17 protein-coding genes are annotated in these 18,967 nt (G+C 67.9%); 9 read left to right on the top strand and 8 right to left on the bottom strand.

Translation table 11 applies throughout. From position 1 onward, the window contains the following. Positions 1-47: 47 nt before the first annotated feature. The 7 genes from DBO33_RS14600 to DBO33_RS14570 all read right to left on the bottom strand — a co-directional run bounded on the left by DBO33_RS14600 (position 48) and on the right by DBO33_RS14570 (position 5,918). Positions 48-1,457: an AMP-binding protein gene (locus DBO33_RS14600; RefSeq protein ID WP_107655514.1), complete on the bottom strand. Its 1,410-nt coding sequence runs from the start codon at positions 1,455-1,457 to the stop codon at positions 48-50. Next, positions 1,450-2,052, bottom strand: a complete 603-nt coding sequence (locus DBO33_RS14595) for an energy-coupling factor transporter transmembrane component T family protein (RefSeq protein WP_107655513.1) — start codon at positions 2,050-2,052, stop codon at positions 1,450-1,452. The genes DBO33_RS14600 and DBO33_RS14595 overlap by 8 nt, the downstream gene beginning before the upstream one ends. Next, positions 2,049-2,729: an energy-coupling factor ABC transporter ATP-binding protein gene (locus DBO33_RS14590; RefSeq protein ID WP_107655512.1), complete on the bottom strand. Its 681-nt coding sequence runs from the start codon at positions 2,727-2,729 to the stop codon at positions 2,049-2,051. The genes DBO33_RS14595 and DBO33_RS14590 overlap by 4 nt, the downstream gene beginning before the upstream one ends. After that, entirely contained in the window at positions 2,726-3,853 is a 1,128-nt protein-coding gene (locus tag DBO33_RS14585; RefSeq protein WP_107655511.1) for a thiolase family protein, read from the bottom strand. The genes DBO33_RS14590 and DBO33_RS14585 overlap by 4 nt, the downstream gene beginning before the upstream one ends. Next, positions 3,850-4,965 (bottom strand): class I adenylate-forming enzyme family protein, encoded by a 1,116-nt coding sequence (locus DBO33_RS14580; protein WP_107655510.1) that lies wholly within the window; start codon positions 4,963-4,965, stop codon positions 3,850-3,852. The genes DBO33_RS14585 and DBO33_RS14580 overlap by 4 nt, the downstream gene beginning before the upstream one ends. Further along, positions 4,958-5,542 carry a biotin transporter BioY gene (locus tag DBO33_RS14575; RefSeq protein WP_199856617.1) on the bottom strand — a complete coding sequence of 195 codons (585 nt, stop codon included), beginning with the start codon at positions 5,540-5,542 and terminating at the stop codon, positions 4,958-4,960. The genes DBO33_RS14580 and DBO33_RS14575 overlap by 8 nt, the downstream gene beginning before the upstream one ends. 94 nt (positions 5,543-5,636) lie before the next feature. After that, positions 5,637-5,918 (bottom strand): DUF2277 domain-containing protein, encoded by a 282-nt coding sequence (locus tag DBO33_RS14570; RefSeq protein WP_107655509.1) that lies wholly within the window; start codon positions 5,916-5,918, stop codon positions 5,637-5,639. A gap of 503 nt (positions 5,919-6,421) precedes the next feature. Between DBO33_RS14570 and DBO33_RS14565 the strand changes: the two genes are divergently transcribed. The 8 genes from DBO33_RS14565 to DBO33_RS14530 all read left to right on the top strand — a co-directional run bounded on the left by DBO33_RS14565 (position 6,422) and on the right by DBO33_RS14530 (position 16,209). Then, positions 6,422-7,834: a family 2B encapsulin nanocompartment shell protein gene (locus DBO33_RS14565; protein ID WP_107655508.1), complete on the top strand. Its 1,413-nt coding sequence runs from the start codon at positions 6,422-6,424 to the stop codon at positions 7,832-7,834. Positions 7,835-7,959: 125 nt separating this feature from the next. Next, a complete protein-coding gene (locus DBO33_RS14560; RefSeq protein WP_107660273.1) occupies positions 7,960-8,988 on the top strand; it encodes a polyprenyl synthetase family protein in 1,029 nt (342 codons plus the stop codon). Positions 8,989-9,017: 29 nt separating this feature from the next. After that, positions 9,018-11,330: a terpene synthase family protein gene (locus DBO33_RS14555; protein ID WP_107655507.1), complete on the top strand. Its 2,313-nt coding sequence runs from the start codon at positions 9,018-9,020 to the stop codon at positions 11,328-11,330. Further along, complete coding sequence (gene ispH, locus DBO33_RS14550; RefSeq protein ID WP_107655506.1) at positions 11,327-12,280, top strand: 4-hydroxy-3-methylbut-2-enyl diphosphate reductase; 954 nt, start codon at positions 11,327-11,329, stop codon at positions 12,278-12,280. Before DBO33_RS14555 ends, ispH begins: the two co-directional genes overlap by 4 nt. A 42-nt stretch (positions 12,281-12,322) precedes the next feature. Beyond that, complete coding sequence (gene ispG / locus DBO33_RS14545; RefSeq protein ID WP_107655505.1) at positions 12,323-13,447, top strand: flavodoxin-dependent (E)-4-hydroxy-3-methylbut-2-enyl-diphosphate synthase; 1,125 nt, start codon at positions 12,323-12,325, stop codon at positions 13,445-13,447. After that, the gene (locus DBO33_RS14540; RefSeq protein WP_107655504.1) at positions 13,444-14,520 is read left to right on the top strand and encodes a polyprenyl synthetase family protein; all 1,077 of its coding nucleotides are present in this window, start codon (positions 13,444-13,446) and stop codon (positions 14,518-14,520) included. Before ispG ends, DBO33_RS14540 begins: the two co-directional genes overlap by 4 nt. 12 nt (positions 14,521-14,532) lie before the next feature. After that, positions 14,533-15,306 (top strand): bestrophin-like domain, encoded by a 774-nt coding sequence (locus tag DBO33_RS14535; protein ID WP_107655503.1) that lies wholly within the window; start codon positions 14,533-14,535, stop codon positions 15,304-15,306. Positions 15,307-15,351: 45 nt separating this feature from the next. Further along, the gene (locus DBO33_RS14530) at positions 15,352-16,209 is read left to right on the top strand and encodes a hypothetical protein (RefSeq protein WP_107655502.1); all 858 of its coding nucleotides are present in this window, start codon (positions 15,352-15,354) and stop codon (positions 16,207-16,209) included. On the opposite strand, the gene DBO33_RS14525 is transcribed toward DBO33_RS14530, so the two are convergent. Beyond that, positions 16,206-17,087 carry a LysR family transcriptional regulator gene (locus tag DBO33_RS14525; protein ID WP_107655501.1) on the bottom strand — a complete coding sequence of 294 codons (882 nt, stop codon included), beginning with the start codon at positions 17,085-17,087 and terminating at the stop codon, positions 16,206-16,208. The genes DBO33_RS14530 and DBO33_RS14525 overlap by 4 nt on opposite strands. A 131-nt stretch (positions 17,088-17,218) precedes the next feature. Here DBO33_RS14525 and DBO33_RS14520 point away from each other — a divergent pair, with 131 nt between their 5' ends. Further along, positions 17,219-18,937 (top strand): acetolactate synthase catalytic subunit, encoded by a 1,719-nt coding sequence (locus tag DBO33_RS14520; RefSeq protein ID WP_107655500.1) that lies wholly within the window; start codon positions 17,219-17,221, stop codon positions 18,935-18,937. Positions 18,938-18,967 lie beyond the last annotated feature (30 nt).

Below are 18,967 nucleotides of genomic sequence, written 5' to 3'. Positions count from 1 at the left end.
ACCACCCCACGCCCGAAACGACACACCCCGCGACGTGCACACCCCTTCTAACGGGCGGGATTGTCTTCCGCGTGCGCTCGCTGATCGGCGGCCAGAGCTTCGGCGAGGGCCTGGCGGTCGAGCTTGCCGCGTGGCGTGCGCGGCAAACTGTGCAGTGTCAGCAATTGGACCGGGATGCTGGGGCTGGGCAGGGTCGCGCGCAGGTGCCGCCAGATCTCCTCGGTGGTCGGGGCGTCGGCGTCGACCACAATCGCGGCGGCGGGGGCCTCGCCCATGCGGGCGTCGGGGATGCCGATGCAGGCGGCTTCGGCGATGCCCGGCAGCGCGGTGAGTGCGGATTCGATGGCGGCGGGCTCCACGTTCAGGCCCGCTCGGATCAGCATTTCGCTCTCCCGGCCGAACAGGCGCAGCCGATTCTCGATGACCGTGCCTCGGTCGCCGACCGTCATCCATCCGTCGACGGGTCCGCCGGATACGCCGTGCTCGGTCAGGTAACCGTCGAACAGCATGTCGCTGCGCACGAATACCAGGCCGTCCCGGATGTCGGCTTCGACGCCGCCGAACAGTTCACCGGCCGATTTCTCGTCGGTGTCACCGAGGCCCCGGTCGAAGGAGACGAAGCTCAGCTCGGAGGCGCCGTAGAAATGCACCAGGGCCGCGTTGGGCAGGATCTCTTGCAGCGCTTGCCTTCCCGTGCGCGGCCACCGGGCCGCCGAGGACAGCACCTCGCGGACGCTGCCGATCGGGCCGGTCCCCGACCGGACCACGTCCCAGGCGATCGTCGGCACCGAATAGAGATGTGTCGCACCGTCGTTCAGCGACTGCATGACCGGTCGCAAGTCCACCGTCGCCCCGCGGGTGAGGGCATGCAGCGCGCCGTACAGGAAGTGCGTGTGATCGAGCACGCCGGGCGCCGAGACCAGATCCCCGTTGCCGATGTCGAAGGTGGCGTCGGAGCGATCGAGGGTGGTGGCCCACGATCGCTGGTTGCGCACGAACAGCTTTGGTGCGCCGGTGGTGCCGGAGGTGATGCCGACCAGCAGCTCGGTGTCGGGTCGAGCACGACAAGGAACTCCCGCCGATTCCAGCGTGGCAGCGGTCTGGATCTCCCCGTCGAACCCCATTTTCCGTAGCCGACGATGCTGCGGCGTCGACGCGACGACGGCACCGGGTTTCGCGAGGTCTAGCACCGCGGACAGCTGGTCCGCCAGCAGATGCCGGTGCAGCAGCACGATACTGACACCCGCGTACGCGGCGGCCGTCACTGCGACCAGCGATTCCACATCCGAAGTCGGCAGCACCGCAACACGATTCATGCCGCCGAGTCCCGCCGCCGTCCGGGTGACCCGGGACCAGAACTCCTGATAGTCGACGCTCTCACGAGCGGATATCACCGCGGACGAGGCCGGATACTCGGCGGCGCACCGGGCGATGCGCTCGGCCAGCAGCTCACTCATCGTCCACTCCTCGCGCGGCCAGCGCGTCACCCATCGCGTCCGCGGTGCGCAACGCCCGCACCAGCACCGGCGTCACCAACGCCGTCATCGACCATTGCAGCCCACGGGCCCGCCGCGCCTCGCCCACCTCGTGCACGATGCCGGCCAGCAAGGGCACACACCGAATGGCAAGCGCCAGTAGCAAACCGACGCGTTCCGGGTCGACACCGATCCGGCGCAGCGGCCCGAGCGCCCGCGTCACGGTGTCGAGCAGGTCGGTCACCCGGGTGGTGAGCGTGACCAGCGCCGCGAGCGCCACCGAGATCAACAGCACGCCGCACACGACGACGGCCCGAGCGGGCGAGGTGATCAGCACCTGGAACACCGCGATGATCAGCAACATCCACACCATCGGCCGCAGTTGCGCCACCGCCACGCCGAACGGAATGCGCGCCAGCGCGAACAACCCGGCGACCACCACCCCGACCAGGCCGACCTGAATCGGGCTGCGCACCAACACCGTTGCCGCCACGATCGACACGATCAACAGCAACAGCTTCACCCCGGCGGGCAACCGGTGCAGCAGCGAGTCACCTGGCCGGTACAGCCCGATCATTCGACCAGTTCCCGGTAGGCGGGGACGGCGGCGGCCGGGGTTCCGTCGAAGGCCACGAGACCGTCATCGATCACGATGACCCGCTCGAAACTGTCCAGCAGCGCCAGCTGATGCGTCACGACGATCACCTGCTGATCCATCGCATCCAGCGCGTCGGCGACCACCCGCGCATTGCGCAGGTCGAGCAGGGTGGTCGGCTCGTCCGCGATGATCACCTCGGGCCTGCGGATGAGCACCGCGCCGATGGCGAGCAACTGCTTCTGCCCACCGGACAGCAGATGCGAGGGATGATCGCCGTGTTCGTGCAGGCCGAACCGGACCAGCATCTCCTCGACGCGCGCGGCGATCTCCTGCTTGCTCAATCCCGTTCGGCGCAGCGAGAAAGCGAGGTCCTCCGCGACGGTCGGCATCACGATCTGGGTGTCCGGGTCGGTGAATACGAACCCGACCTTGCGCCGCACCTGCGCGCCCTTGCGCGCCACGTCGACACCGTCCACGGTGACGGTCCCCGACGCCGGGGTGAGCAACCCGTTGATCATGCGCGCCAATGTCGATTTGCCGGAGCCGTTGGCACCGATGATGCCGACCCGACGCTCGGTGATCCGAAGGTTGATGCCGCGCAACACCTTTCGATCGCCGAAGTGATGACTCACCGACGAGAAGACGATCTCACTCACGACACCCGCTCCACCAGCATGGCGATCCCCTGCCCACCACCGATGGCGCACGCCGCGAGCCCCAGCGCGGGTCCACCCTCGCTGAACATCTGACTTGCCAACCGCACCAGCAAGATAGCCCCCGACGCGCCCCATGGATGCCCCATCGCGATGGCACCGCCCTGCGGGCAGATCCTCGATTCGTCCAATCCCAGTTCGTCCGACACCGCGAGCACCACGGTAGCGAAAGCCTCGGTGATCTCGATGATCCCGAGCTCGCTCACGTCGACCCCGGTGCGCCGCAGCAGCTTCCGTATCGCGGGCACCGGCCCGAGACCCGGGTACGCGGGATCGGATCCGGTCACCGCCGACCCGACTATGCGCAGCGCGGGCAGTCCCGCGGCCAGCGCCTCGCTGGTCACCGCCAGCACCGCCGCACCGTCGGAGATGCCACACGAGTTGCCCGCCGTCGCTGTCCCCTCGGCGCCGAAACTGGGCCGCAACCGCGCGAGCCGAGCCTCGGTGAGCCCCGCTCGAATCCGTTCGTCGCGGTGTACCGCGCCGATCGGCACGATCTCCGCCGAAAAGTCGGTCGCCGCCGCGCGACCGTGTGAACGCGCCGCATACGCGTCCTGTCGCTCCCGGCTGATGCCACGCACACGCGCGAGATCGTCGGCGGCCACCCCCATGTCGGGATCCGGAAATCCTGGTGGCGCAAAGGGAGCCCGGGTGTAGCGCACCGGCTCGGCGTCCGCGACCGGCGGCCAGAACCGCCACGGCGCGGTGCTCGCCGACTCGACACCGCCGGCCAGAATCAGCTCGTCGGCCCCGCTGCGCACCCGCAACGCCGCCTGCAGCACCGCGTCGAGACCGGACCCGCATTGCCGATCCACCGTGACACCCGGCACCTGCACACCGAGCCCCGCCCGCAACGCCGCGATCCGCGCCGGATTGCCGCCGGGCCCGAGGCAGTTGCCGAGGACGACATCGTCCACCTCGGCGGCCACGCCCGCGCCACGCAGCGTCGAGTGCACCTCGCGCAAGACCGGCGCCGCCAGGTCGGTGGTGGTCAGCTCGGCGAACCCGTGCCCGGCATTGCCGATCGGCGTCCGACGCGGCGCTACCAGAACGGGGACCGAATTCATGCCAGCAAGTCTTTCAGCTGACCTCTGGCCACTTTCCCGCTGGCCGTCCTCGGCAGCGTCGGCAGCGGCACCCAGCGCCGCGGCATGGCCTCCTTCATCAGCAGCCCGCGCGCCTGCGACCGCACCGCGTCGATCGCGACACCGTCGAGTTGCACTGCGGCCGTGACGATCTCGCCGAGCACCGCGTGCGGCGAGCCGATCACCGCGACCGCGGCGACACCGTCGAGCGTGCCAAGGACGCGTTCGACCTCCTCGGCAAGGACCGTCGTGCCGCCGACATTGATCGCGGATTCGCCGCGGCCCCGGACCGTGAGCTCGCGATTCGGCCCGAGTTCGGCGAGGTCGCCCACGCTGAACCATTCGGGAGCGCCGAGCACGCGGTACGGCGTCCGGACATAGAGCAGTCCGTCCCGGATATCGGCGTCGACGCCGTCGAGCAGGCGCAGCGGCTCGGGCACCCGCCGGGCCGCGACGAGCGAGACCTCCGCGGACCCGTAGTACTCGATGATTTCCAGGCCGTCGGCCGCCGCTCGCGCACCGTCGTCCAGGGCGATGCCCGCCACGATCGCCGTTCGCAACCTCGGTGCTTTGCGCACCACGTCCCGAAGCACCGCGGGCACCGCGTGCACAACCGTCGCCCGCGACGGATCGTCGGTGACGCACGCGCCGCGCCACAGCGCGTGCAGCGCGCCGAACAGGTGCATCGTCGCGTGCAAGGGACCGGTGATGAGCACGCGGTCGGTGGCCTCGACACCGGTGATCGCGGTGAACGCGGGAAAACTGTCGAACCAGGACGCCGCGGTGCGGGCCAGCGGGCGCGGGCGGCCGGTAGAACCCGACGTCGTCACCAATAGGAACGCCGAGGACGGAATAGCTGAACGCTGTGGACGCGCCTCGGGATTCTCTACGAGCACTGGGACACCCCGCCGGGCCGCCGCACAGACGCAGATCAACGCCTCCGGCACCGACAGTGCCGTCGCGTCGTAGACGGGCGCGCTGTCGCGTTCGATCCACTGCTCGATCGCAGCGTCGAGTTGGCCGTAAGTGTAAGTGCGGCCGTCGATTTCGAGGGCGGGCCGATGGCAGGCGCCGCCGAGTTCCGGACTACGCACGGATCAGGCCGGGGTACGCGCGATGCACACCCTTGGCGACGACCGTCGCGACGACAACCTTGGCCAGGTCGCCGGGGATGAACGCGAAGTTGGTGCTGATCGCGTGCGAGAAGTCCAGGTCGGTGCGCAACAGCAGCCCGATGGTGCCGAAGAGGTAGATGACCAGGATTCCGCCGAACGCGTTGATCAGCAGACCGAGGATCAGCGGGTACTTCGGCAGGATCCGCGCGGTCAGCAGGCCGATGACCAGTGCCGCGGGCGCCCACCCGACGAGGTAACCGGCACTGGGCCCGGCCATCGCGGTCAGTCCGGTGCGGCCGCCCGACAGCAGCGGCAGGCCGATCATCGTCAACGCGAGAAAGACCAGTACAGCGGCGGTTCCCTTGCGCGCGCCGAGCACCGCGCCGGCCAGGATCACACCCAGCGTCTGCACCGTGATCGGCACCCCGCTGAAGCCGACGGTGATGGCGCCGGGCAGGCCCATCGCCGCGATCAGCGCTGCGAATACGGCGATCTGTGCGATATCGCGCGCCGAAAAGGTGACCCTCGACCCCCGAGAGTTCTCGACTCCGTCCACGACGACTTCCTCCCACTACCAGCTTGAACGATGTTCAAGATAGCAGGCGCGCCGTTAGCGAACTCACGCGCGCAGGACGTCGGCGAGCGCGTGGTCAGTCGTGCGAGTGCGCCCTGGCCTGGATCCGCGCCTGCACCTCGGGGCGGCGCAGTGGCGGCACCGACTTCGGCGGCACCTTACGATCCGGTAGTTGCGCGAGCAGCCGGGCCGTGACCGCCGCGATGTCGGCGACGGCGGCATCGACCGCGGGCTGGGTCGCGGCCGAGATGCTGGACAGCCCGCCGACCTTGCGTACGTACTGCAGCGCGGCGGCCTGGATCTCCTCCGGCGTCGCCGCGGGCTCTAGTCCCCGCAGGGCAGTGATGTTTCGACACATACCTCGAGGCTAATCCGCCCGCGCTCCGCGCACCGGATAGCTGAGCACTCGCGACTCGGTCGGACGATAGCCTTCCCGCGCACTGCACGGCGGCGTGGCGTGCTCCGCCGCGCAATGTCGTTGCCCGTCGGGTAGCCGGCGCCTTGCCGAGCGCCGCGCGGCTCGACAGCCAGAAGATAGCTACCGGCCGCGCTCTTGTCTCGACTTTCACAAACCGCGGCGAAGCGTTATCAACCGTTGTCCCAATCGAATACGTGTCGTAACCATCCGAATAATAACGACTAATATTCGAATTTTCGCTGCGTCCAACAGGTTCCGCGACTTAAGATCGATAGCGTCTGAAATGCACTGTCATATAGCAACATTCGCTCGAGTGACCCGTCCGCACCCGGCTCATCGCCGCCTGCCGACCTGCTGTGCACAACCGTCGAATCTGAACGATCACCTATTCGGACTTTCAGCGCCGACCGTCCATGGTGACCATTTCGAGGTGAGGATCAAATATGACAATCGAAACGCCAGTGTCTGCCTCCGCTGAGACCAATGGACGCAAGAGTCTCAGCACCACCGCCGCGCACCAGTTGGCGACCACCACCAAATCCGAACCCCAGATGCAGGGCATCACCTCCCGCTGGCTGACCAGAATGCTGCCGTGGACGCAGGTCAACGGCGGTGTGTACCGGGTGAACCGCCGACTGACCCACACCATCGGAAACGGCCGGATCGAGTTTTCGGTCGACGGCTCGCAGGCCCGGGTGATCCCGATGGAGCTGCGGGAAATGGCGGCGCTGCGCGATATCGACGACGAGGAAGTACTGCGCGCACTCGCGCGGCGATTCGAACAGCGCGAATTCGAACCGGGTGCGGTGGTAGCCGAATTCGGCTATCCGATGAATCAAGTGATACTGATCGTGCACGGCAAACTGGCCAAAATGGGCTCCGGCGAATACGGCGAGCCGACCATGCTCGGCACCCTGGCCGGCGGCAACTATGTCGGCGAGCAGAGTTTCACCGACCCCTCGGCCATTTGGCCGGCCACCGTCAAGGCGATCACCAAGAGCATCGTGCTGGTCCTGCCGCGGCAGGCGCTGGACGAAGTGCTCGACCACGTACCCGCACTCCGCACGCAACTCTCCCAGGTTGCCGCCGCCGCTGCTCGACCACAGAACAAACAGGGCGAAGCGAATATCCAGATCACCTCGGGCCACGCGGGTGAACCCGAAATCGACGGCACCTTCGTGGACTACGACGTCCGTCCGCGCGAATACGAGCTCAGCCTCGCGCAGAGCGTGCTGCGCGTGCACACCCGCGTCGCCGATCTGTTCAACGACCCGATGAATCAGACCCAGCAGCAGTTGCGACTGACCATCGAGGCGCTCTACGAACGCCGCGAGGACGACCTCGTCAACAGTCCGGACTTCGGTCTGCTGCGCAATTGCGATCTGAAGCAACGCATCTACTCCGAGTCGGGCCCGCCCACCCCGGACGACATGGACGAGCTGCTCAGCATGCGGCGCAGCACCAAACTCTTTATCGCGCATCCGAAAGCGATCGCCGCCTTCGGTCGCGAATGCACCAAACGCGGCCTGTACCCGGACACCATCGACATCGAGGGCAACCGGGTGCCCGCTTGGCGCGGGGTGCCGATCTTCCCGTGTAGCAAGATCCCGGTCAGCACCAACCAGACCACCTCGATTCTGGCCATGCGCACCGGCGAAAAGGATCAGGGCGTCATCGGTTTGCACCAGACCGGGCTCCCCGACGAATTCGAGCCGAGCCTCAACGTCCGTTTCAAAGGCATCGACGACCAGTCGATCATTTCTTACCTGGTCAGTTGCTACTACTCGGCGGCGATCCTCGTCCCCGACGCGCTCGGCATTCTCGACAACGTTCTGGTCGCCCGCCAAGCGGACTGACCCGACGATCAGCGACCTCGATGTCTTCGACGCCGCGGCGGCCGAATACCGAGCAGCCGCGGCGTTCCCGGTCGTGGGACCCGGATTCCGTGTCCACGACACCGCTAGGGAAGGTGTACGTGCTGATGATCGAGAGCACCTCGGCGGCGACGAGCCGCCGGGCCACAGAGATTCTGTCCAACGTTCGCGAGCTATGCGAACCGCTACTGCGCGAGGCGATTTCGTCATTACCCGAACCGCTGCGCCGGATGGGCGGCTACCACCTCGGCTGGTGGGACGCCGACGGCACCGCGACCCCGCAACCGGTCGGTAAGGCCCTGCGGCCCGCGTTGACCGTCTGCTCGGCCGTGGCATGCGGAGCCGGCCCGCACACCGCGCTCGCGGCGGCGGCCGCGGTGGAGCTGGTCCACAATTTCACCCTCCTGCACGACGACATCATGGATGCCGACCAGGTCCGGCGCGGCAGGCCCGCCGTGTGGACGGTGTGGGGCATCCCCGACGCGATGCTGCTCGGCGACGCGCTGCACGCCCTCGCGGTGCGCATGCTGGTAGACGGTCTACCGGCGCAAACAGCTACGGCGGCGGTCGCCAGGCTGGAAACGACGGTCATCGAGATGTGTCACGGCCAGCAGGCGGATTGCCGGTTCCGCTCGGGCGGGCACGTCGATGTCGAGGAGTACGCGCGCATGGCCATGGGTAAGACCGGCGCGCTGATGGGCTGTGCGTGCGCGTTGGGGGCCCTGTGCGCGCAGGCGGAGCCGCCCACCATCGCGGCGATGGACACGTTCGGGCGCGAACTCGGCATGGCCTTCCAGTTCGTCGACGACCTCATCGGGATCTGGGGTGACCCGAAAATCACCGGCAAACCGGCGAGTGACCTTGCCCGCCACACCATGTCGCTGCCGGTGGTTTCGGCACTGGGCTCCGGCACCGAGGCGGCCGCCGAGCTGGCGACGATGTTAGGCCGCGATCCGGGCACCGCTGTGATGGACACCGTTCGGGCCGCGGCCTTGGTCGAGTCGGCGGGCGGGCGGCAGTGCGCCCAGCAGCTCGCCGAGCGCCGGGTACGCGCGGCGATCGCAGCGCTCGCCGATCCCGCCGCCGCCGCGGACCTGATGGTGCTGGCAGGCATGGTATCCCGCCGCAACCACTGAGCCGCGCGCGTCGATCGTAAGGAGATGACATGCAGCCCTTCGAACTTCCCGATTTCTACATGCCGTACCCGGCCCGGCTCAATCCGCACGTGGACATCGCCCGCGAGCACACCCGGGTCTGGGCCGAGTCCATGGGCTTCTTCGAACCGCAAGAGGGACACCATATTTGGGACGAGACCGACCTGGAGCGGCACGACTACGGCCTGCTGTGCGCCTACACCCACCCGGACTGCGACAGCCAGGAGCTGTCGCTCATCACCGACTGGTACGTGTGGGTGTTCTATTTCGACGATCACTTCCTCGAGCTGTTCAAACGGACCAAAGACACCGAAGGCGCGCGAAAGTATCTGGAGCGGCTGCGCGATTTCATGCCGCTGGCCGGCGCGCCGATGCCGGAACCGACCAACCCGGTGGAGCGCGGTCTCGCCGACCTGTGGGTGCGCACCGTGCCCGCGATGGAGCTGGACTGGCGCGAGCGTTTCGTCGCGACAACCACTGCGCTGCTGGAGGAATCGCGGTGGGAGCTGGCCAATATCACCGAGGGCCGGATCGCGAATCCGATCGAGTACATCGAGATGCGCCGCAAGGTCGGCGGCGCACCGTGGTCGGCCAACCTGGTCGAACACGCGGTCGGCGCGGCGGTCCCGCCCGAACTGGCCGCGACCCGGCCGCTGGAGGTGTTGCGCGACACCTTCGCCGACGGCGTGCACCTGCGCAACGACATCTTCTCCTATGAGCGCGAGGTACGGCAGGAGGGCGAGAACGCCAACGGAATCCTGGTGGTGGAGCGGTTTTTCGGCTACGAGACCCAGCGCGCCGCCGACGTCGTCAACGATCTGCTGACCTCCCGGCTGCAACAGTTCGAGCACACGGCGCTCACCGAACTTCCCATGCTGTTCGCCGAGTACGCGGTCGAGCCGCAGGACCAGGCCGCCGTGGTCGCCTACGCGAAAGGCTTGCAGGACTGGCAATCCGGCGGCCACGAATGGCACATGCGGTCGAGCCGGTACATGAACAAGGGCGGCACGGTGGCGGGCGATCCCTTGTCCCGCCTGTTCAAACCCATCGGGCTCGGTAGCACCGCGGTGCACCTGTTCACCCCAACGGCGCTCGGGGCGAACCGGATCAAAAGCTTCACCCGACCGCGCTTCGAGCAGGTCGGACCGACAGCGTTACCCGAGCTCTACCTGCCTTACCAGCTCCAACTGAATCCACTCGTCGATGTGGCGCGCAAGAACCTGCTGGAGTGGGGTGCTCTGGTCGGCTTCCACGAACCTGTGCCCGCGCTGGGCGGCCGCGCGCTGTGGCGGCCGGTCGATCTCGCGGAGTTCGATTTCGCGCTGTGCTCAGCGGGTTTGGACCCCGACGCCACCCTCGCGGAGCTCGATCTCTCGGCCAACTGGCTGGCCTGGGGCACCTACATCGACGATTACTACCCGCAGGTGTTCGCCGCGCACAAGGACATGGTCGCGGCCAAGCTGCAGGGCAAACGATTCGCGGCGTTCATGCCGCTCGATTCCGAGGCCACACCGCCCGCCGCCAACGCGATGGAGCGGGCCCTCGCCGATCTATGGCACCGGACGACCAGCGTCCTCGATGCCGAGCAGCGGCGCGAATTCCACCGCGCCGTCACGGCTTTCCTGGCCAGCTGCGAATGGGAGGTGGCCAACGACATTGCCAATCGCATTCCCGATCCGGTCGACTATGTCGAGATGCGCCGCCGCACTTTCGGTTCCGATCTCACCATGGCGTTGTCCCGGTTCTCGCACGGTCACCTGGTGCCGCCGGAGGTCTACCGCACCCAGACGATCCTGGACCTGGAGCACACCGCGAGCGACTACGCCACGATGGTGAACGACCTGTTCTCGTATCACAAAGAGACACAGTACGAAGGGGACTTCCACAACGCGGTCCGCGTCATGCAGAACTTCTTCGACTGCGGGCCCGAGGACGGCGTGGCCATCGTCAACGACCTGCTGACCGCGCGAATGCAGCAGTTCGAACGCATCGTCGGCAGCGAATTGCCCGCCCTCTACGACGAATACGACCTGGATCAGGACGTGCGTGCTTCGCTGGACCGGCGCGCGGTCGAACTGCAGGACTGGATGGCCGGAATCGTGCACTGGCACATCTCGTGTGGTCGCTACAAGGAGGCGCAGCTCGAGGAACGTTATCGTCGCGTGGACGTCCCCGAGCCGCCGGTCACCGAGGATCCGGCGCCCGAGCCCACTACGCCCGCTGCGCCGTACCTGCGACCTACCGGCCTCGGCACCGGAGCCGTGTACATCGATGGGCTCGGTCGCAGGCCGGCCGACTCCGCACTGAGCACGGTGTCGCCATGACCGCCGCGCGGGCGAGGACGGTGCTGCTCGCCGCGCCACGCTCCTTCTGTGCGGGCGTGGAACGGGCGATCGACACCGTGGAACGATTGCTGGCCGCGCCCGACCGACAGGGTCCGGTCTACGTGCGCAAGCAGATCGTGCACAACACCCACGTGGTCGCCGATCTGGCTGCGCGCGGTGCGGTGTTCGTCGAGGAGCTCGACGAGGTGCCGGTGGGTGCGACGGTCGTCTTCTCCGCGCACGGCGTCTCCCCCGCGGTGCACGAACAGGCGGCACAGCGCGGACTCACCGTGGTCGACGCCACCTGCCCGCTGGTCACCAAAGTGCACGCCGAGGCCCGGCGTTTCGCGGCGCGCGGCGACACCATCGTGCTGGTCGGTCACGCCGGACACGAGGAGGTCGAAGGCACCGCGGGCGAGGCGCCGGAGGTGACCGTGGTGGTCGACGGTCCGGCCGAGGCGGCCGCGCTCCAGGTCCCCGACGAGAGCCGGGTCGCGTATCTGACGCAGACCACCCTGTCGGTCGACGAGGCCGAGGAGACCATTGCGGTGCTGCGCCAACGCTTTCCCGCAGTGCACGGCCCAGGGAGCGCCGATATCTGCTACGCCAGCACCAACCGGCAGGAGTCGGTCGAGGCGGTCGCCCGGCACAGCGACGTCGTGCTCGTCATCGGCTCGGACAACTCGTCGAACTCGCATCGCCTCGTGGAAGTTGCGCAGCGCCAGGGCATTCCGGCCTACCTCATCGACGACGCAGCCGCCATCTCGCCCGACTGGATCGCCGGCGCGAACACCATCGGCCTGTCCGCAGGCGCCTCCGCGCCGGCCGCGCTGGTCGACGCGGTCATCGAGGCGCTACGGGCCTGGGGTCCGGTCACCGTTCGCGAACTCACCACGGCCGTCGAGGACATCACCTTCGCCCCGCCGCCCCACGTCAGGCACCTGTCATGACCACCGCAACGGCCGCTGCCCGCACCGATCCGGAGGGTCGCGATGACCAGCAATGATCTCGGCCTGCCGACCATGCCCACCCGCCATCGCACCCGCAGGCTGAACATCGGCGGCGTCCCGGTCGGCGGTGGCGCGCCGATCTCCGTGCAGACGATGACCACCACCCGCACCGCCGACATCGACGGCACGCTGCAACAGATCGCCGCGGTGACCGCCGCGGGCTGCGACATCGTCCGGGTCGCGGTGCCGACCCCGGAGGACGCGGCCGCGTTGCCCGCCCTCGTCGCCCGCTCCCCGCTGCCGGTCATCGCCGACATCCACTTCCAGCCGCGGTACGTCTTCGCAGCGATCGACGCCGGTTGCGCGGCGGTGCGGGTGAATCCGGGCAACATCAAACAATTCGACGATCGTGTCGGCGATATCGCGAAAGCAGCAGCGGCAGCGGGCATTCCGATTCGGGTCGGGGTCAATGCCGGTTCGCTCGACCCACGGGTGCTCGCCAAACACGGCGCCGCGACCGCGGCGGCCCTCGTCGAGTCGGCGCTGTGGGAGGCCGCGCTGTTCGAGGAACACGGGTTCACCGACCTCAAGATCGCGGTCAAGCATCACGACCCGCGCACCATGATCGCGGCCAATCGCCTACTCGCCCAACGCTGTGACTATCCGCTGCACCTCGGGGTCACCGAGGCGGGACCGATGTTCCAGGGCACCGTCAAGTCGGCGGTCGCCTTCGCGATTCTGCTCGGCGAGGGCATCGGCGACACCATCCGGGTGTCCATCTCGGCGCCGCCGGTCGATCAGGTCAAAGCGGGCTGCCACATTCTGCAGTCGCTCGGCCTACGCCCGCGCAAGCTCGAGATCGTCTCCTGCCCCGGCTGTGGCCGCGTTCAGGTCGATATCCATCGGCTGGCCGGGCAGGTGGAGGCGGCGTTCGAGGGGTTCCCCCATCCGCTGCGGGTGGCGGTGATGGGCTGCGTGGTCAACGGGCCCGGCGAGGCCCGCGAGGCCGATCTCGGTGTCTCCTCGGGCAACGGCAAGGGGCAGATCTTCGTCCGGGGCAAGGTCATTCGCACCGTGCCCGAACACCTGATCGTGGAAACCCTGGTGGCCGAGGCCATCGCGCTCACCGAGGGCCGCGCAGAAGCACCGGCGGAGGGGAACTCATGACCACCACACACGTCGAGCCCGCGACACCGGTGGACCTGGCGGCGATTCGGACGCGAGTGGACAGCGCGCTCGAATACTTCCTGCGGGACAAGGCAACCGCCACCGACCCGGCGCTGCCCGGCGAGCTCACCGGTACCGTGCACGACTTCCTGTTCGCCGGCGGCAAGCGGATTCGCCCGCTGCTGTGCGTCCTCGGCTGGCACGCGGCCGCGGGCGAAGTGCCGGTGCCGCAACCGGTTGTGCGAGCCGCGGCCTCGCTCGAGCTTTTCCACGCCGCCGTGCTGATCCACGACGACATCATCGACAACAGCGATACCCGACGCGACCGGCCCACCGTGCATCGTGTACTGGCGCAACAACATCGGGATCGCCGCGATCCGGACCGGTTCGGCGCACACTGCGCCATCGTGCTCGGCGACCTGACGATGGTCTGGTCGGCCGAACTGCTGCACACCGCACAGCTCACCGCCGAGCAGCTGGACGACGCGCTCACGGTGCTCGACGGCATGCGCGCGGACGTCATGTACGGCCAGTACTTGGACCTGCTCACCACCGCGCGGCCGTCCAGCGACCTCGGCCGCGCGCTGCGCATCATCCGCTACAAGACGGTGTCCTACACCTGCGAACGACCGCTCCAGTTGGGCGCCGTGCTCGCCGGTGCGCACAGCGGGGTGCGGGCAGCGCTCAGCGCCTACGCCGGGCCGCTCGGTGAGGCGTTCCAGCTGCAGGATGATCTGCTCGGCGTCTACGGCGACCCGGCGCGCACCGGCAAGTCCGATCTGGAGGATCTGCGCGACGGCAAGCACACCGCGCTGGTCGCGCTGGCCCTCGAACACGCCACGCCCGCACAAGCCACGCAGTTGCTCGCCCTGCTGGGTGATCCAGAGCTCGATGACCGGCAGGCCGACACCTGCCGCGAAATCCTCACCGCCACAGCGCGACACCATGTCGAGGCGATGATCCGCACGCGCTGGGCGCAGGCCAACCGGGTCCTCGACCACGCGCCGTTCCCCGCCGCGGTCAACCAAGCGCTACGCGATGTCGCCGACGCCATCGTCTCGAGGAACACCTAGAAAGGTCGCGCTATGGACAGTGAGCTCGTACAGCAGTTGGTCGTGCCCCTAGCGGTCGCGGCCCTTGCCGTCATCGTCTTCGTGGTCGGGAATCGGCTGCGGCCCGCCTCGTGGCGGGATACCGAGGACGAGGGGTCCGGCACTTTGGTGCTCGACCTGATCAACACACTGTTCATGGCCGTGGCCGCCTTCGTCGTGGTGATCTGCTGGCAGCAGTACGACAACGCGCACAACCACACGGTCGCCGAGTCCAAGGCGCTGGTCGACGTCTACTGGGCCGCGCACTCGATGCCGGAACCGGCGCACCAGCAGGTCCAGCGGCTGGTGCACGACTACACCGAGCAGGTGGTCACGGTGGAGTGGCCGGAGATGGACAACGAAGAGCGGCTGAGCCAGTCCACCCAGGACACCTTCGACAAGCTGCGGGACACCGTGCTGGGCATCCAGTCGGAGGACGCCTCGGTGACCGAGCTGCAAGCCAAGGCGGCGGCCGCCCTCGACGCGGCAGCGCAGGCCCGCCACGATCGCGCGATGGACGCGAAACTCGGTATGCCCGGATTCCTTTACACCGCACTGTGGTTCACCACGATTCTGCTGCTGTGCAGCGCGGCGCTCTCCGGCGTCGAGGTGACCAAACGCAGCGTAGTGATGACCGCGCTGCTCGGTGTCGTGGTCGGCGCGGCGATCGTCGCGATCTACGGGCTCGATCGGCCGTTCTCCGGCGGGAACATCGTATCGAAGGACGCGTTCGAACTGGCATTGTCCCGTTATGAGGACATCACCTGACCGAACCTGTTGGCTGCGAACCGATTACGAACGGGATGTGCGCACATGGCACAGATCAGAGGATTCACCGCCGTGACGGCACTGCCCCTCGCCGCCGCGGCACTGGTCGCCGGTCCGGCCGCGGTCGCGACCGCCGAGCTGCCACCGCCGGAATGGCCGTCGCTCGGCGAAATCGTCTCGGGCAGTGCCGCTCCGGGTGGCATCGAGACCGGCAGCGCGGACTCCGGGACACCGTTGCAGCTCGGTCCGAGCGGCGGCCCCGCAGTGCGCGAATACCTCGGCACCGGGAGCGCCGGCCTCGGTACCGCAGCGCGCGTCGAAATGGAAACCGGCACAGCGGAAAACGACGACACCGTGGCGGCGGCCCCGGTGCAGACATTGCCCGGCGGCTCCGCCGAACTGCCCGATCTCGACTCCGACGGCGTCCGAACAGCATGCACCGGCAGCGTCGCCGTCGGCGGCGCGCTCATCCTGCTCGGCATCGTGACCGGCAGTTCGCACGGCATCCTCGGCTCCAGCGGCTCCGCACTCGGCAGCGTCGTCGTCGGCAGCGCCGCCACGGGCAGCGGGCTGGCCTGCCTGCTGTGGCCGCGCGACATTCTGCCGCCCTATCCCGGAAACCCGCTCCTGCTCCCACCGCCATTGCCCACCCTGCCGCCGCTCCCCGCGCTACCGGACCTCCCCGTTCCCCCAGTCGAGACCCCACTCATCCCTGAACTCACACCGGCGACACCGACCGTCCCGAGTCCCCGAACCCCCTCCCGCCCAATGTATTCGGCGGAGGCGGAACTGATCCTCGACCCCGTCGCCTGGAACCCCCTGCAACTGGTGACGATCATGGTGGTCACCATCCTCACCGCCGTTCGCGGCGTCGCGGTCGTCAGACGTCGGCACAGCGGCTAACTACAGCGGCGCCACCAATCGAGGAAGTGGGCGAGAGCCGGGGCGTCCGAGCCGCGCATCCAGGCGATGCGAATGGCGATTTGTGGTGGGTTCGTGCCGAAAGGAATGACGACGATATTTTCGTGGGCGATTCGGGTCGCGCGTTTGCGGTCGAGCACGCTGATGCCGGTACCGGTCGATACCAGGTCGAGGACCTGTTCTGCGTCCGATTCCTCGGCCACCAGGTTGGGGGCGCCGTCGCCCCAGATGTGGGTGACCAATTCGTCGTAGAAGGCCGGTCCGGTGTGCCGGGACCAGAGCACGATCGGCTCGTCTACGATCTCGGCTATTTCCAGAGTCGTTTTTTCGGCCAGTGGGTGCCCTTTGCACACCACCACGGCGGCTTCCTGCAGTCCGATGAGGTGCGTCTGCACCCGTGGGTGGGTGATATTTCCGCGCACGAACGCGACATCGACCTCGCCCGATTCGAGCAGGTCGAGATTCCAGGAGGTCCAGCCGGTAATCGTCGAGACGGTGATATCGGGAAACTCCTTGCGAAAGTCCCGGATGCGCTGGGAAATATCGCTGTCGGAGCCCGATCGGGTGAAGGCGATCTTCAACTCGCCCGCCGTGCCCGAGGCGCGCGCACGCACCGTGCGCTCCAGCTCAGCCGCCGTGGCGAGGAGTTGCTGCGCACCCGCCTGCAATGCCAAACCGGCTGCGGTCATCACGAAACCCCGGCCGGTGCGGGCGAGCAACTCGACGCCGAGCTCTTTCTCCAATGCCTTGACCTGCTGAGACAGCGCGGGCTGGGTGATGTGCAGCGACTCCGCCGCGCGACCGAAGTGTCGGTGCTCGGCTACTGCTAGGAAGTAACGAACGCGACGTAGGTCGTCCACGCGGCCAGCCTAGCCAGATAAGACTTCCTTATCAACGGGAAGCAAATACGTATTGGACCTGGCGTTCTGCGTGGCCCGAGACTGTAGCTACCGAACAGTCCGAGCCCCCGCTACCGCGAGAAGGTGTTCCGATGCCGACAGTCGCCGCCGCCATAGCCGAGAATCTTCGCGCCAGGCAGATATCCGAATTCTTCGGCCAGAGTCTGCCGTCGCTGCTGGTATTGGCCGCCGAGGATCTCGGGATCCGGCAGATCGTTTACCGCACCGAAAACGCGGGCGGCACCATGGCCGACGGCTTCGCCAGGGTATCCGGGCATTGCTCGGTCGTGGTAGCGCAAAACGGTCCCGCGGCGACCCTGCTCGTGCCGCCGCTGACCGAGGCCGCGAAGGTTTCGATTCCCGTGGTCGCCTTCGTGCAGGATGTGCCGAGTCCGATTCGCAACAAAAACGCGTTTCAGGAAATTGATCACCAAAGTCTGTTTTCCGGATGCACCAAATGGTTCGATCGCCTCGATGATCCGGCCCGCGTCCACGATTATGTCGACGCGGCCTTCCGGGCGGCGACCAGCGGCAGGCCCGGCCCGGCCGTGCTCATGCTGCCGAAGGACGTCCTCGAACTGGACGCACCGCCCCCGCCCGCCGGCCTCGACCGTCCGGCCTTCCCGCTCGACCGGATCCGCCCGCCCGAGGCCGCTGTGCACGCCGCCGCGCGACTGCTGGCCGGTGCCGAGCGGCCACTCGTCGTCGCAGGTGGCGGCGCGGTCTCCGCCGACGCGGGCGCTGCGCTGGCCCGCCTGAGCGATCTGGCCTCGTTACCGGTGGCCACCACCCCGATGGGCAAGGGCGTCGTCCCGGACACCGCCGATCTGAGCGTGGGCGTCATCGGCAATTACATGGGCCCGCACGGTGTTTCGCACGGCATGCGCGAGTGGATCGCCGGGGTGGACACGGTCCTGCTCGTCGGTTCGCGCACCAACGAGAACGGCACCGACGGCTGGACCCTGTTCCCGCCGGAGGCCACCTTCCTCCACCTCGACATCGACCCGACCGAGATCGGCCGCAACTACCCGTCGCTGCGCCTGGTCGGCGATGTCCGGACCGGCATCGATGATCTCGCGGCCGCACTGCGCGAACTCGACCTGAGCAAGCGCAGCGCCGAACGCCCCGCGCTCACCGCGCAGATCGCCCGGTCACGCGCGGAGTTCGAGACGGCCACGGCCGCCGTGCGTACCTCGACGCGGCAGCCGCTGCGCCCGGAGCGGGTGGCCGACGAGATCAGCACGCTGCTGCCCGATGACGCCATCGTCGTCGCGGACGCCAGTTACTCCTCGATCTGGGCCGCGAACTACATCCGCGCCACCACCCATCGTCAGCGGTTCCTGTTGCCGCGCGGCATGGCGGGGCTCGGCTGGGGACTTCCGCTGGCGCTCGGCGCGAAGGCGGCGCGGCCGTCCGCTCCGGTGATCTGCCTGGTCGGGGACGGCGGTTTCGCGCACTGCTGGGCGGAGCTCGAGACGGCCGTGCGCGAGCACCTCGACGTCGTGGTGGTGGTGCTGAACAACGCCATCCTCGGCTACCAGAAGCATGCCGAGATCGTCCAGTTCGGCAGACCGACCTCGGCGGTCGAACTCGGTCACGTCGACCACGCGCAGATCGCCACCGCGTGCGGCGCGCACGGGCACACCATCCACACCGATGTGGAACTGCGCGAAGCCCTTTCGAAGGCGATCGTCGATCCGGCGACCACCGTCCTGGACGTCATCACCGACTCCGACGCCTACCCGCCCATCACCGGCTGGGACGCCAACCCCGCACTCACCGACCATCTCGCCGACCAGCAGCTCAACTGACCGACAGATCACACCCTTCGAGAAAACGGA

This window comes from Nocardia suismassiliense, from assembly GCF_900269665.1.
GTDB lineage: Bacteria > Actinomycetota > Actinomycetes > Mycobacteriales > Mycobacteriaceae > Nocardia > Nocardia suismassiliense.
This window is presented reverse-complemented; position numbering and strand designations above follow the sequence as displayed.